Annotated in this window: 13 protein-coding genes; 11 read left to right on the forward strand and 2 right to left on the reverse strand. The window is 69.5% G+C overall.

What is annotated here, in order from left to right; genetic code table 11:
* Nucleotides 1-41 precede the first annotated feature (41 nt).
* The 5 genes from LQZ85_RS10170 to LQZ85_RS10190 all read left to right on the forward strand — a co-directional run bounded on the left by LQZ85_RS10170 (nucleotide 42) and on the right by LQZ85_RS10190 (nucleotide 5958).
* Entirely contained in the window at nucleotides 42-1349 is a 1308-nt protein-coding gene (locus tag LQZ85_RS10170) for an ABC transporter substrate-binding protein (protein WP_053098588.1), read from the forward strand.
* A gap of 112 nt (nucleotides 1350-1461) precedes the next feature.
* Complete coding sequence (locus LQZ85_RS10175; RefSeq protein ID WP_056276459.1) at nucleotides 1462-2577, forward strand: sugar ABC transporter permease; 1116 nt, start codon at nucleotides 1462-1464, stop codon at nucleotides 2575-2577.
* Nucleotides 2574-3464 carry a carbohydrate ABC transporter permease gene (locus LQZ85_RS10180; protein WP_056276462.1) on the forward strand — a complete coding sequence of 297 codons (891 nt, stop codon included), beginning with the start codon at nucleotides 2574-2576 and terminating at the stop codon, nucleotides 3462-3464. The genes LQZ85_RS10175 and LQZ85_RS10180 overlap by 4 nt, the downstream gene beginning before the upstream one ends.
* A gap of 5 nt (nucleotides 3465-3469) precedes the next feature.
* Nucleotides 3470-4906: a GH1 family beta-glucosidase gene (locus tag LQZ85_RS10185; protein WP_200955150.1), complete on the forward strand. Its 1437-nt coding sequence runs from the start codon at nucleotides 3470-3472 to the stop codon at nucleotides 4904-4906.
* A 56-nt stretch (nucleotides 4907-4962) separates the two neighbouring features.
* Nucleotides 4963-5958, forward strand: a complete 996-nt coding sequence (locus LQZ85_RS10190) for a LacI family DNA-binding transcriptional regulator (RefSeq protein ID WP_056276469.1) — start codon at nucleotides 4963-4965, stop codon at nucleotides 5956-5958.
* A 97-nt stretch (nucleotides 5959-6055) separates the two neighbouring features.
* On the opposite strand, the gene LQZ85_RS10195 is transcribed toward LQZ85_RS10190, so the two are convergent.
* A complete protein-coding gene (locus LQZ85_RS10195; RefSeq protein ID WP_056276472.1) occupies nucleotides 6056-6859 on the reverse strand; it encodes a DUF1266 domain-containing protein in 804 nt (267 codons plus the stop codon).
* 116 nt (nucleotides 6860-6975) lie between these two features.
* Between LQZ85_RS10195 and LQZ85_RS10200 the strand changes: the two genes are divergently transcribed.
* Entirely contained in the window at nucleotides 6976-7641 is a 666-nt protein-coding gene (locus LQZ85_RS10200; RefSeq protein ID WP_082297963.1) for a TetR/AcrR family transcriptional regulator, read from the forward strand.
* Nucleotides 7642-7675: 34 nt separating this feature from the next.
* On the opposite strand, the gene LQZ85_RS10205 is transcribed toward LQZ85_RS10200, so the two are convergent.
* Nucleotides 7676-8332, reverse strand: coding sequence for a GntR family transcriptional regulator (locus tag LQZ85_RS10205; RefSeq protein WP_053098594.1), 657 nt, complete (start codon nucleotides 8330-8332; stop codon nucleotides 7676-7678).
* A gap of 174 nt (nucleotides 8333-8506) precedes the next feature.
* On the opposite strand from LQZ85_RS10205, the gene LQZ85_RS10210 reads away from it, so the two are divergent.
* Genes LQZ85_RS10210 through LQZ85_RS10230 form a run of 5 tightly spaced genes read left to right on the forward strand, consistent with a single transcriptional unit; the run spans nucleotide 8507 to nucleotide 14653 of the window.
* On the forward strand, nucleotides 8507-9784 hold the full coding sequence (locus tag LQZ85_RS10210) for an NRAMP family divalent metal transporter (RefSeq protein ID WP_056276475.1): 1278 nt from the start codon (nucleotides 8507-8509) through the stop codon (nucleotides 9782-9784).
* A gap of 4 nt (nucleotides 9785-9788) precedes the next feature.
* On the forward strand, nucleotides 9789-10553 hold the full coding sequence (locus LQZ85_RS10215; RefSeq protein WP_053098596.1) for a 5-oxoprolinase subunit PxpA: 765 nt from the start codon (nucleotides 9789-9791) through the stop codon (nucleotides 10551-10553).
* Between the two features lies 1 nt (nucleotide 10554).
* Nucleotides 10555-11355, forward strand: a complete 801-nt coding sequence (locus LQZ85_RS10220; protein ID WP_056276480.1) for a putative hydro-lyase — start codon at nucleotides 10555-10557, stop codon at nucleotides 11353-11355.
* Entirely contained in the window at nucleotides 11355-12944 is a 1590-nt protein-coding gene (locus tag LQZ85_RS10225; protein ID WP_056276483.1) for an urea amidolyase family protein, read from the forward strand. The genes LQZ85_RS10220 and LQZ85_RS10225 overlap by 1 nt, the downstream gene beginning before the upstream one ends.
* On the forward strand, nucleotides 12941-14653 hold the full coding sequence (locus LQZ85_RS10230; RefSeq protein ID WP_056276486.1) for a biotin carboxylase N-terminal domain-containing protein: 1713 nt from the start codon (nucleotides 12941-12943) through the stop codon (nucleotides 14651-14653). Before LQZ85_RS10225 ends, LQZ85_RS10230 begins: the two co-directional genes overlap by 4 nt.
* The last annotated feature ends 29 nt before the right edge of the window (nucleotides 14654-14682 follow it).

Raw genomic sequence — 14682 nt, forward strand, 5'->3', positions numbered from 1 at the left:
CCCGCACCACCACTGCACGACCCACCACAAAGGAGTGAACTGTGAACACACGTGCCCGCAAGCGGATCCTGACGACAGCAGCCGTCGCATCCGTCTCCGCCCTGGCCCTCGCCGGCTGCGCCTCCGCCGATGCCGGCGACAGCGCTTCCGGTGACGAGAAGGTCACACTGACCGTCACCACCTTCGGCACCTTCGGATACGACGACCTCTACGACGAGTACGAGAAGGCGAACCCGAACGTCACGATCGAGGCGACCAACATCGACACCGGCGGCAACGCCCGCACCGACGCGTTCACGAAGATCGCAGCCGGCTCGGGTCTCAGCGACGTCGTCGCGATCGAGGAGGGGTGGCTCGGCGCGATCATGGACGTCTCCGACACCTTCGTCGACCTGCGCGACTACGGCATCGAAGACCGCAAGTCCGACTGGGTCGACTGGAAGTACGGACAGGCGACCGACGCCGAGGGCCGCGTGATCGGCTACGGCACCGACATCGGCCCGAGCGGCATCTGCTACAACGGCGCCGCCTTCGAGGCGGCCGGCCTGCCCAGCGACCGCGAGTCCGTCGCCGAGCTGCTGAACGGCGACTGGGAGAACTACTTCGCGGTCGGCGCCGAGTACACGGCCAAGACCGGCAAGGCCTGGTACGACCACTCCGGCTTCGTCTGGAACGCCATGGTCAACCAGCTCGACGAGGGGTACTACACCTCTGACGGCGAGCTGAACGTCGAGGACAACGCCGAGCTGAAGGAGCGCTTCGAGCTGCTCGGGGCCGCGACCGAAGGCGGTCAGTCCGCTGCACAGACCGCGTGGGACTGGAACGGCGGCAAGTCGTTCGTCGACGGCACCTTCGCCACGTTCGTCTGCCCGGGCTGGATGCTCGGCGTCGTGCAGGGCCAGGTCGAGGCCGGCGGCGGCGACGCCTCCACCGGCTGGGACTTCGCCGACGTCTTCCCCGGCGGCGCAGCCAACTGGGGCGGCGCGTTCCTGTCGATCCCCGAGAGCTCGCAGCACAAGGAGGCCGCGGCCGACCTCGCAAACTGGCTGACGCAGCCCGAGCAGCAGGTCAAGCAGTCCGCCGCCGCGGGCAACTTCCCGTCGACGATCAAGGCGCAGGAGACGCTCTCGTCCGAGGCGACTCCGAACGCGTTCTTCAACGACGCACCCACCGGTGCCATCCTCGCCGAGCGTGCCAAGGGCGTCGTCGCCCAGTTCAAGGGCGCCGATGACTCGGTGATCCAGGAGAACGTCTTCGGTCCGGCCCTCAGCGGCCTCGACCGTGGCGAGACCGACACCCAGGGCGCCTGGGATGCCGCGGTCGAGCTCCTGAACGAGCTGGTCGACTGACCCAGCCACCGCATCCGTTCCGGTCGCAGTTCGTGCCGCGCCGCCTTCACCGGGGCGGCACGGGCTGCGACCGGAGCACCACGGAAGCCCGGAACAGGACCAAGGAAGAGTCATGACCCTCACGCATGAGCGCTCGGAGACGGCATCCGCGTCGTCGAACGACGCGAAGAGCCCGAAGACGGATGCCGCGGCTCGGCGTCCCTGGCGGCACCGCATCTCGCGGTTCGACCAGAACGCCTCCCCGTACTTCTACATCTCGCCGTTCTTCCTGCTCTTCGGGCTGGTCGGACTCTTCCCGCTGCTCTACACGGTGTGGGTGGCCGTGCACGAGTGGGACCTGCTCAAGGGGCAGGGCGAGTTCATCGGCGCCGGGAACTTCGTCGAGATCCTCGGCGACCCGATGTTCTGGAACTCGATCTTCAACACCCTGAGCATCTTCCTGCTGTCGGCGATCCCGCAGCTCGCGGTCGCCCTGGTGATCGCCTACCTCCTCGACCGCGGCCTGCGTGCCCCGACGTTCTGGCGCATGAGCGTTCTCATCCCGTTCGTCGTGACCCCCGTCGCCGTCGCCATCATCTTCTCGAGCATCTTCAACGAGGCCGACGGCCTCGCCAACAACCTGCTCAATCTGATCGGCATCGCCGACCAGGAGTGGAAGCACAACACGGCGCTGTCGCACCTCGCGATCGCCGTGATGGTGAACTTCCGCTGGACCGGCTACAACGCCCTCATCCTCCTCGCCGCCATGCAGGCGGTGCCGCGCGATCTCTACGAGTCGGCAGCCCTCGACGGAGCCGGCGCTGCTCGCCGGTTCTTCTCGATCACGATCCCCACGATCCGCCCGACGCTGATCTTCGTGATCATCACGGCGACGATCGGCGGTCTGCAGATCTTCGCCGAGCCCCGGCTGTTCGACGTCTCGACCGCGGGCGGCATCGGCGGCAGCGACCGGCAGTTCCAGACAACCGTGCTGTTCCTGTGGGAGCTCGCCTTCTTCCGCCGGGACCTCGGCGAAGCATCCGCCGTCGCCATCCTGCTGTTCCTGCTCATCGTCGGCATCGGCGTCATCAACTTCCTGATCTCCCGACGCATCTCGACCGGGGATGCTCCGAAGAGCCGCGCCGCGCGCCGACGAGCCCGCACCGCCGCTGCCGCCGCTGCCGCCGCAGCCGCGACGGCCGCCGCCGGCACGACGATCGCCACCACGACCGAGGAGAATGCGCGATGACCGCCACCCAGGCGCTGAGCGTCCCCGAGAAGATCCGCCGCCGTCGAGGCGCCGTGGGCGGCAACGCCGGGATCGGCAGCCGCCCCGGCTTCCTCACCTACGGCCTGCTCGCCGCGTTCATCATCGGCAGCGTCTACCCGCTGTGGTGGTCGGTCGTCGTGGCGAGCGGCACGAACGCCACGCGTGGCGAAACCCTGCCGCTGATCCCCGGCGGCAACTTCTTCACCAACGCCGCCAAGGTGTTCGACGCGATCCCGTTCTGGCTCGCTCTGGGCAACTCGTTCCTCATCTCGGCGATCATCACGGTCTCGGTCGTCACGTTCTCGACGCTGGCCGGCTATGCCTTCGCCAAGCTGCGCTTCACGGGCCGCGACGGACTGATGATCTTCGTGATCGCGACCATGGCGATCCCGACGCAGCTCGGCATCATCCCGCTGTTCATGCTGATGCGGGAGCTCGGCTGGACCGGATCGATCGGCGCGGTCATCGTGCCGACACTGGTCACCGCCTTCGGCGTCTTCTTCATGCGGCAGTACCTGGTCGACGTGATCCCGGACGAGCTGATCGAGGCGGCGCGGATGGACGGCGCGAACCAGTTCCGCACGTTCCTCACCGTCGGCATCCCGGCCGCTCGCCCTGCCATGGCGATCCTCGGCCTCTTCACCTTCATGACGGCGTGGACCGACTACCTCTGGCCGCTGATCGTGCTCTCCCCGCAGAACCCGACACTGCAGACGGCCCTCAGCCAGCTGCAGTCCGGCTATTACATCGACTACTCCATCGTGCTCGCCGGTGCGGTGCTCGCGACCCTTCCGCTGCTCGTCCTGTTCGTCGTGGCGGGCCGGCAGCTGGTCAGTGGCATCATGGCGGGCGCGGTGAAAGGATGACCCCTATGACCCGTGCCTTTCCCGAGAACTTCCTGTTCGGCGCCGCGACAGCGGCGTACCAGATCGAAGGGGCGGCTTTCGAAGACGGGCGCACCGCGTCGATCTGGGATGCCTTCAGCAGGGAGCCCGGCGCCGTGATCGGCGGCGACAACGGCGATGTGGCGTGCGACCACTACCACCGCTATCCGCAGGACGTCGCTCTCATGAAGAAGCTCGGGCTGCAGACCTACCGCTTCTCGACCTCGTGGTCGCGCGTCCAGCCCGACGGCGGCGCGGTCAACGCGAAGGGCGTCGACTTCTACGAGCGCCTGGTCGACGAGCTGCTCGCGAACGACATCCTGCCCTGGCTGACGCTCTATCACTGGGACATGCCGCAGGCGCTGCAGGAGACCGGCGGGTGGACCAACCGTGACACCGTCGGACGCTTCCTCGAGTACGCCGGCACGATGCACGACGCCCTGGGCGATCGGGTGAACGTGTGGACGACCCTGAACGAGCCGTGGTGCTCGTCGTTCCTCTCTTATACCGGCGGCGAGCACGCTCCGGGTCACACGAGCGTCGCCGAGGGTCTGCTCTCGGCGCACCACCTGCTGCTCGCCCACGGCGAGACGGTCCGCGAGCTGCGTGGCCGGGATGCGAGCCTGAATCTCGGCATCACGCTGAACCACACGGTCGCAGACCCCGCCGATCCGACCAACCCCGCAGACATCGACGCCGCGCGTCGCGTCGACGGCCAGTTCAACCGCTGGTTCCTCGACCCGATCTACCGGGGCGTGTACCCGGACGACATCATCCGGGACATCCGGTCGGTGGATGCCGATGCCGTCGCCCGCTTCACGGATGCCGTGCACGACGGCGACCTCGACGTCATCTCTCAGCGCATCGACACGCAGGGCGTCAACTACTACCACGGCGACTTCGTCTCGGGCACGGCTCCCACCCCTGAGCGGACCCCGCTCAGCGGCGGCCCCGCGACCGACCGGGTCGGTCGAAGCCCGTATCCGTCGAGCGAGGGCATCCACCCCGTCGAACGCGGACTGCCCCGCACGGCGCAGAACTGGGAGGTGCAGCCCGAGGGGCTCACCCGTCTGCTGCAGCGCGTGTGGACCGAGTACGCCGAGCCCGCCGGAACCGTGCTGTACATGACCGAGAACGGTGCCGCCTATGACGACGTCGCGGTCGTCGAAGACGGTGAGACCCGCGTGCACGACGAGGACCGCACCGAGTTCCTGCGCCTGCACCTGGCCGCCGTGCTCGATGCGGCGGATGCCGGCGTCGACGTGCGCGGCTACTTCTACTGGTCGATGTTCGACAACTTCGAGTGGGCCTGGGGCTACGACAAGCGGTTCGGCATCGTGCGCGTCGACTACGACACCCAGGAGCGGAGTCTGAAGGACTCCGGTCGGGAGTACGCTCGCATCATCGCCGCTCGCGCTCTCTGACGCCGGGCGGCGTCACCAGGGAGCATCCGGCCTCGCTGCCGGACGGAGGGAGAGTCGTGTCGTCACGAGCGACCATCGAAGAGGTGGCATCGGCCGCCGGAGTCTCACGGTCGACGGTGTCACGCGTCGTCAACGGGTCGACGGCGGTGAGTCCTGAAGCCCTCGAGTCGGTGAAGCGGGCCATCGAGGAGCTCAGCTACGTGCCCAACCGCGCGGCTCGCTCACTCGCGTCCCGACAGACCCACGCGATCGCCCTGATCGTCCCCGAGGACACCACGCGGTTCTTCGGAGATCCCTTCTTCGCGGCGATCGTCGCGGGCATCACGGGGGCGCTCCGGGGCTCGGACTACCTGCTCAACCTGCTGATCGCGAGCGACGACCCCGGCGACAAGATGACGAGCTTCGTGCGCAACGGCGGTGTGGACGGCGCGCTCATCGTCTCGCACCACACGAGCGACGCGTTCATCGACCGGGTCGCCGATGCCGTGCCCGTGGTCTGGGGCGGCAGGCCGGTGCGCATCCGCGAGGGCGACTACGTGGTCGACGTCGACAACGTCGCCGGCGCCCGCACCGCCACCCAGCACCTGATCGAGACCGGTCGTACGCGGATCGCCACGATCTCGGGGCCCATCACGATGGTCTCGTCCGTCGACCGCGTGCAGGGCTTCCGCGGGGCACTGGCCGATGCAGGGCTCTCGCCGTTCGCCGAGGAGGCCGGTGACTACAGCGAAGCCAGCGGAGCGGATGCGGCGCGCCGCATCCTCGCTGCGGGGCGTCCGGATGCGATCTTCGTCGCCAGCGACCTCATGGCCCGTGGCGCGCTCACGGCGCTGCGCTCGGCCGGCATCCGTGTTCCCGAGGACGTGGCGCTCGTCGGGTTCGACGACTCGTCGGTCGCGCTGAGCACAGACCCGCCGCTGACCACCATGCGGCAGCCCATGTACGCGCAGGGCGAGGCCATGGCCGGAGTGCTGCTCTCGCGCCTGGCCGGACGCGACCCGGCGCACACGACGATCCTGCCGACGGAACTGGTGGTGCGCGCCTCGTCGTGACCTCGCGCGGGCCGGGATCGAACGGGGGCGACCGAAGAACACGGATGCGGACCATACGCCCCTCCAGGTCGGTCCGCATCCGTGGGTCTTCGGGCGATCAGCCGATCCGGTCTCGTGACCGCTGATCGATCGTCGCGGGCCACCGCAGTGTCGCCCACGGGCCGTTGCGCTTGGGCATCACTGCCGTCGCGAAATCCGTCCACACCTCGCCGTACTTCTCGAACGACTCCGCGTCGAGGTTCCCGTCGCTCCAGTGCATGACCCGTCCGGCGATGTAGCTCAGGCCGAAATCGACCCATGACACTAACGACGGGCGGGTGTCGACGTTGATCCGGTGGATGATGCGTCGGGCCTCTGCGACGTCGGCGTATCCGAGCGCAACACCCCACGTCGTCATCGCCACGGCCTGACCGAGCGCATACGCGTCGAGAGTGCGCACATAGACATCGGGCGTCACGACATCTTTTCCGACTCGTCTGCGCACCTCGCGCTCGATGCGCTCGATGCCGGCCACGAACGGCAACGCGTCGCGCGCGTCTCCGCCTTCGGCGACGATTCCCGCGAGCCACTCCCGCGTGGTCGGCACACGCCCGAGGGCGGTGTCCAGGTCGTTGCGGACCGCCAGACGGAGCATCCAGGCCTGACGTCGACGTCGCACGGTGCTGAGATGGTCGATCATGCCGAGCCAGTCGTCACGGGAGCGGATGCCCCACGTCTCGGCGACGAGCGCCCTGTCGTCAGGTCCCAGAGAGGGGGCCGTCGGGTCGTTCCAGGGCCCGGACGGGAGGGAGCTGATCTGCAGCAGGCCCAGCGCGATCTCGTTCGCCTCGGTGTCGGTGGTGGAGAACCGCTCGGATGGCGCGAGCCTCTGGGGACGCGTGAACCATGATGTCGGGCTCATCACACTCCTGAGGGTGGGGCCTGGGGCCGCTCATAGCTTGAACAGCTATTCAGTCGCTAATATATAGCCTCCGGGGGGAAATCCGAAGTCGTCCGATGCTGGGGAGCGGGACACCGATGGCACGTTCAGACGAACACAACCGGGCCGCGCGGGAGCGCGCCCGCGAAGCCATTCTCGAATCGGCCATCATCCTGTTCGCCGAACGAGGCGTCTCCGGCGCGAGCATCGCCGAGATCACCCGCCGCGCCGGGGTCGCGCAGGGACTCGTGAGCTACCACTTCGGCGGCAAGGACCAGCTCGTGGCCGCCGTGATCGACCGCTGGTACGAGGCGCTCTTCGCGATCCCGCAGGTCGAGGGGCCCGCCGACGTCCGGCTCGCCGGGATCATCGACGGTGCTCTCGCCGCCACGGGTTTCGCCCTCCCGGTGCAGCGAGCGGTGTTCGCGATGCAGCAGCAGCCCAGCACCCACCGCATGTTCGCCGAGGCCGAGACCCGGTTCGCGGAGCAGGCGATCGCATCGGAGAACGCCGTCCGCGAGATCTTCCGCGAGAGGGGTGCCGCCGATCCTCCGCTCGAGGAGATCATGCTGCGCACCACCCTCGAGGGCGTCTTCATGAAGTACGCCGTCTACGGCGACACCTACCCGCTCGAAGACGCCCGACGCTGGGTGCGGCGTCTCTACGGCCTGCCCGAGCCCGAGGCGCCGCTTCCGCTGCAACTCGCGCCCCGGGATCCGGACGCGAGGACCAGGGCGGCGGGGGCTCTGCGGGACGAGGAGTGACCGAGCTGCGGCCGACCCTCCACCGCGGACGGCGTCAGCCCAGCTGCATCCGGGCGAAGGCCCCGAGCACCACGCGCTCGGACTGCACGAGGTAGCGCTCGAGCTCGGCCGCGCCGGCCGCCGCACCGCGGGCGAGGAAGGTGTCGAGCACCGCGCGGTTCTTGCGCACGAACGGCTCGTGCAGCGAGCGAGGATCGTCGATCTTCAGGAACGCGAGTCTCAGCTCTGCCGCGAGGTCACGGTAGGTGCGGGCCAGGCGGGGGCTGTCCGCGAGCGACACCAGGGCGACATGGAACGCCATGTTGGCGCTGCCCACCGCGCGCCACGTCTCGGCGTCGTCGAGGAGTGCGTCGTGCGCCGCGGCCTCGGCGGCGAGCACGGCCTCCTGCATCTGCTGGACCGCCGGATGCTCCGGCTCGGAGTGCAGGAGCGCGGTGCACTCGATGATGCGACGTGCGCGATAGATGTCGATCACGTCGGCGATCGACGGCGAGGCGACGGAGACGCCCCGGTGCGGCACGTGCTCGAGCAGACCCTGCTCGGAGAGGGCGCGGAACGCCTCGCGCAGCGTGTTGCGTGCCACGCCGAAGTGCTCCGCGATGGCCGATTCCGACAGTCGGGAACCGGGTGCGAAGGCGCCGTCGATGATCTGCTGTCGGAGCGCATCGGCGAGCATGCCCTGCTGGTTCATGCCTTCATCGTAGGCGGCGGCCGGAGCGGATCGTTCGAGGAAGCGTCTCCGCCATCACGCGAATGCAACTCCGCCGTAGCACAGCGGAAACAAAGTTGTTGAACAATATTGCTCGATCCGTTCTACACTGGGTGTCACTCGACACCCACCAACGACGATGGGAATCCCCCCGCAATGTCAGAGAACACCGCAGCCCCGCTGTCCGCCGAAGACGAAGTCCGGCTCTCCGCCGCCAAGAGACGCGCCGGCCGCAGCGCCGTGATCGGCGCCATCTTCCTGATGGCCACCAGCGCCATCGGTCCCGGGTTCATCACCCAGACGGCCACCTTCACCGCGACGATGGGGGCGGCCTTCGCGTTCGCGATCCTGGTCTCGATCCTCGTCGACATCGCCGTGCAGCTGAACGTGTGGCGCATGATCACCTCCTCCGGCATGCGCGCCGGGGAACTCGCCAACAGGGCAATCCCGTTCTCCGGGCACGTGATCGCCGTGCTCGTCGTCATCGGCGGCCTCGCGTTCAACATCGGCAACATCGCGGGTGGCGGCCTGGGCATGAACGCGCTGCTCGGCATCGATCCCAAGCTCGGCGGAGCGCTGACCGCCGCCCTCGCGATCATCATCTTCCTCATCAAGAAGGCCGGTCCGGTGATGGACATCGTGCTCGTCGTGCTCGGCATCGGCATGATCGTGATGACCGTGATCGTCGCGGTGATCGCCCAGCCGCCCATCGGCGAGGCGCTGCGCCAGACGTTCGCGCCGGACGAGCTCAACTTCGCCACGATCACCACGATCGTCGGCGGAACGGTCGGCGGATACATCACCTACTCGGGTGCCCACCGCTACCTCGACTCGGGTCACACCGGTCCCGAGCAGGCGGGTCCTGTCATGCGCGCCGCGGCGAACGGCATCCTCGTCACCGGCATCATGCGCTACGTGCTGTTCCTCGCGGTCCTCGGCGTGGTCGCCTCGGGCGTCTCGCTCGACCTGTCGAGCCAGGCCGCGAACCCCGCGGGACAGGCCTTCGGCGCCGTGCTCGGCGACGCGGGACTCCGCATCTTCGGCGCGATCTTCTGGGCCGCCGCGATCAGCTCGGTGATCGGCGCGGCATACACGTCAGCGACCTTCCTCTCGACCTTCACGAAGAAGCTCCGGGGCGGATGGCCGCTGCAGCTGGCCACCGTCGCCTTCATCGTCGTGTCGCTGATCGTCTACCTCTCGATCGGCACCGCGCCGGCCGCGATCCTCGTCTTCGTCGGCGGCTTCAACGGGCTCATCCTCCCCATCGGCCTCACGGTGTTCATGTACATCGGCTGGTTCCGCCGTGACCTGCTCGGCTCGAAGAAGTACCCGCTGTGGCTGCTCATCGCCGGCACGCTCGTGACGCTGCTGACCTGGTACATGGGCATCGTCTCGGTCGGCCCCATCTTCGCCTTCCTCGGAATCGGAGCGTGACCCCATGACATCGATCGACCTGAACTCCGACCTCGGCGAGAACGTCCCCGACCGGGTGGTCAGCGACGACGAGAGCATGCTGCGCCTCGTGACGAGCGCGAACGTGGCGTGCGGGTTCCACGCGGGCAGCCCCGAGGGCATCCGATCGACTCTCGAGAGCGCCGTGGCCGGAGGCGTCGTGATCGGCGCGCACCCCGGCTACCGCGACTACGAGAACTTCGGCCGCACGAAGGTCGAGATCGACTCGGCCACCCTGCAGGCGCACGTCGAGTACCAGCTCGGTGCCCTGATCGGTCTTGCCGCAGCCGTCGGTGGCACGGTCGCCTACGTCAAGCCGCACGGAGCGCTCTACAACACGATCGCCCGCGACGAGCGGCAGTCGAAGGACGTGGTGGCGGCGATCCGCGCGATCGACCCGAACCTCGTGCTGCTGGGTCTGGCCGGAGGCGTCGTGCTCGACGTCGCCGAGCGTGCGGGCCTGCAGATCGCGGCCGAGGCCTTCGCCGATCGGGCGTATCAGCCCGACGGCCAGCTCGTCTCACGAACCGAGGCGGGCTCGGTGCTGCACGACCCCGTCGCGGTCGCCGAGCGCATGGTGCGCCTCGCCGGCGAAGGAGTGATCCGCGCGATCGACGGCACCGACGTGCCCGTCAGCGCGCAGTCGATCTGCGTGCACGGCGACAGCCCCGGCTCGGTGGCCATGGCCGCCGAGACCAAGCGGATGCTGCAGGACGCCGGCATCACGATCGCACCGTTCGCGGGAGTCTGAGATGACCGTTCTCGCCACCCCCGACCAGCTCGCCGCCGCGCGGGCAGCGCGAGCCGCCATCCGGGCGGGGCACGCCGCGCCGACCAGCGGCGTCGCCGTCGGACTGACGCAGGCGAACCTCATCTCGGTGCCCGCGGACTGGGCCTTCGAGACGCTGCTCTTCGCGCAGCGCAACCCGAAGCCGTGCCCCGTGCTCGAGGTCATCGAACAGGGCGAGGTGGAATCGCGGCTCGCCCCGGGCAGCGACATCCGCACGGACATCGGCCGGTACCGCGTCTGGCGCGACGGCGAACTGGTCGACGAGGTCTCCGATGCGACCGAGGCGTGGGAGGAGCAACCCGACCTCGTCTCGTTCCTGATCGGATGCAGCTTCACGTTCGAGTCCGGGCTCGTGCAGGCGGGCATCCCGATCCGCCATCAGGAACTCGGACGCAACGTTTCGATGTACCGCACCGCAGTGCCCTGCACCCCCGCGGGCAGGCTGAGCGGCGAGATGGTCGTGTCGATGCGACCGATCCCCGCGGACCGCGTGGCCGATGCCGTGCAGATCTCCGGCCGCACCCCCGCCGTGCACGGAGCCCCGGTGCACATCGGCGACCCCGTATCGCTCGGCATCGCAGACCTCGCCCGCCCGGACTTCGGCGATGCCCCTGAGGTGCGCGAGGGCGAGGTGCCGGTGTTCTGGGCGTGCGGCGTCACGCCGCAGGCCGCCATCATGGCCTCGAAGCCGCCGTTCGCCATCACCCACGCGCCCGGCTACATGTTCATCACCGATGTCCCCGATGCGGAGTACCTGGTCTGATGCGCATCCTCACGGCATCCGACCACGCGCTTCTCGTCGAGGCGGCCGACCTCGACGAGGCGATGCGTCTGAACCTCGCGTGGGACGGCGTGCACGGCGTGGTCGAGCGCATCCCCGGCGCTCGCACGGTGCTCGTGCGGTTCGATCCGCTGGCGGTGTCGGCCGCCGATCTCGCCCGCGCGCTCGCCGCGACCGAGATCGACACCGCTCATCTGCCGGCCACCGGCGAGGTCACTGTTCCGGTGCGGTACGACGGGGAAGACCTCGACGAGGCGGCATCCCTGCTGGGCGTCTCGGCATCCGAGCTCGTGAACCGCCACCTCGCCGCCGAGTGGACGGTCGCCTTCTCCGGCTTCGCCCCCGGCTTCGGGTATGTGGTGAGCAGTGATCCGCTGTTCGATGTGCCCCGCCGCTCGTCGCCCCGCACCCGTGTGCCGGCCGGATCCGTGGCCCTGGCCGGCCCGTTCACCGGCGTGTACCCGCGCGAGAGCCCCGGCGGATGGCAGCTCATCGGACGCACGGATGCCCTGATGTGGGACATCGATCGCGACCCTCCTGCGCTGCTGTCGCCCGGCACGACGGTGCGGTTCGAGCAGGTGCGGGCGCAGGCCGTGATGTCGGACAACGCAGACGATCGTGCCGACGCGCGGCGCGTCACCGAGCGAGACGCCGCGGCGAGCGCGACGGACCCGGGTTCTCCGGCGTCCCCGGCCGTCGAGGTCGTGCGTCCGTCGATGCAGCTGCTGGTGCAGGATGCCGGTCGTCCGGGATTCGCGGCGCTCGGTGTCTCGGCGTCCGGTGTCGCCGATCGCCGCGCCATGCGCGAGGCGAACCGCGCAGTGGGCAATGCGAGCGGCGCGGCGGTGCTCGAGAGCGTCGGCGGTGCCGTGCTGCGATTCCGGGGCGCCGGGGTCGCCGCTGTCACGGGCGCTGTCGGGGCGCTCGACTTGATCGACGCGGACGGTGTGGCGCGTCGCATCGCCCATGGCGCGCCCTTCGCCACCGTCGAGGGCGACGAGCTCACGCTGGGGCATCCGACCAGCGGGCTGCGCTACGTCATCGCGGTCCGTGGCGGAGTGGCCGTCGACACGGCGCTCGACAGCCGCGCGAGCGACACCCTCGCCGGGCTCGGACCTGCTCCGCTGGCTGCCGGCGACGTGCTGCGCGTCGGCGATTCCGCACGGCATCCGGTCGAGCCGGATGTCACCCCGCGGACGCTGCCGGCATCCGGTGACGTCGTCGACCTCGAGATCACCCTCGGCCCTCGGGACGACTGGTTCACCTCCGCAGCGCTCTCGACGCTCGCCGGCCAGGAGTGGACCGTGACCCCGCGGTCCGACCGCGTCGGCATCCGGCTCGAGGGCGACAGGCCCCTCGCACGCTCCGTCGGGGGCGAGCTGCCCAGCGAAGGGGCGGTCACCGGGGCGATCCAGGTGCCGCCTGACGGTCAGCCCGTGCTGTTCCTCCCGGATCACCCGCTCACCGGCGGGTATCCGATCATCGGCGCCCTCACCGATCGCAGTCTCGACCTCGCCGCGCAGCTGCCGCCCGGCGTGCGCATCCGTTTCATCGTCAAGGAGACCTCATGACCAAGGTGCTGATCGCGAATCGCGGAGAGATCGCCGTGCGCGTCATCCGCGCCTGCGCCGAAGCCGGGTACACGTCGATCGCGGTCTACGCCGACCAGGATGCCGATGCTCTGCACGTGCGGCTCGCCGATGAGGCCGTCGGACTGGGGGGAGACACCGCTGCGACGACCTATCTCTCGATCGATGCGCTGCTGGACGCCGCCCGCACGAGCGGAGCGGATGCCGTGCACCCGGGCTACGGATTCCTCTCGGAGAGCGCGGAGTTCGCGCGGGCCGTCGAGGGTGCGGGCCTCATCTGGATCGGCCCGTCGCCCGACAGCATCGATGCGCTCGGCGACAAGATGACCGCGCGCCGGATCGCGCAGCGCGTCGGGGCCCCCCTGGCCGCCGGCACCGATCAGCCGCTCGCCGGCCCCGAGGAGGCCGTGGCCTTCGCCGAGGAGCACGGGCTTCCGATCGCGATCAAGGCGGCGTTCGGCGGAGGCGGCCGGGGGCTGAAGGTGGTGCATGAGCTGTCGGAGGTCGCGGATGCCTTCGAGGCCGCGACGCGCGAGGCCATCGCCGCCTTCGGGCGGGGGGAGTGCTTCGTCGAGCGCTTCCTCGAGAGCCCGCGCCACATCGAGGTCCAGGTGCTCGGTGACGGACTCGGCGGCGTCGTGGTCGTCGGCGATCGAGACTGCTCGATGCAGCGACGCAACCAGAAGCTCATCGAAGAGGCACCCGCGCCGGGCCTGTCGAGGGATCAGCGCACGCGGTTCCACGACGCGGCCAGGGCGATCTGCGCCGAGGTGCAGTACCGCGGCGCAGGGACCGTCGAGTTCCTCCTCGCTGCCGACGGCACGATCTCCTTCCTCGAGGTGAACACCCGACTCCAGGTGGAGCACCCCGTCACCGAGGAGGTCACCGGCACGGATCTCGTGCGCGAGCAGTTCCGCATCGCCTTCGGCGAGGGGATCTCGTTCACCGAGACGCCCGTGCCGACCGGGCACGCCTTCGAGTTCCGCATCAACGCCGAAGACCCGGGTCGCGGATTCCTGCCCAGCCCCGGTCGTGTCGAGGTACTGCGGATCCCCGGCGGGCCCGGTGTGCGCTGGGACAGCGGCATCGAGGCGGGCGACGTCGTTCAGCCCGCCTTCGACTCGATGATCGCGAAGCTCGTCGTGCATGCCGACGACCGCGACGCGGCCCTCGTGCGGGCGCGTCGGGCGCTGCGCGAGCTGGTCGTCGAGGGGCCGGCCACGGTCATCCCGTTCGATCTGCTCGCGCTCGACGACGAGGCGTTCGCCACCGAGACCTTCGCGGTGCACACCCAGTGGATCGAGAGCACCCTGCTGCCGCGCCTCGAGCCGCAACTGCGTCCCGCCCCCGCACCGGACGCCGCTCTCCAGCGCTTCCCCGTCGAGATCGACGGGCGCCGTGTCGTGCTCGGGCTCCCGATGGCGCTGCTCGCGGGGCTCGGCGGCCTGGCGGATGCCGGAGGTGCGCCGCCCGCATCCGATCCGACCGAGCTGCGTGCTCCGGCACCGGGAACGCTTGTGCGGTGGCTCGCAGACGACGGGGCGAGCGTCGCCGAGGGCGATCCGATCGCGGTGCTCGACGCCATGAAGATGGAGACCACGGTCACCGCCCATCGTGCCGGCACGCTGTCGCACCGCGTGGAGCTCTCGGCCTCGGTCGCGCCCGACGCGGTGCTCGCCGTCATCGCCTGAGAGCTACCGCGCCCTGACACAGAGATCCC

It is taken from the genome of Microbacterium sp. Bi98 (assembly GCF_918698045.1).
GTDB lineage: Bacteria > Actinomycetota > Actinomycetes > Actinomycetales > Microbacteriaceae > Microbacterium.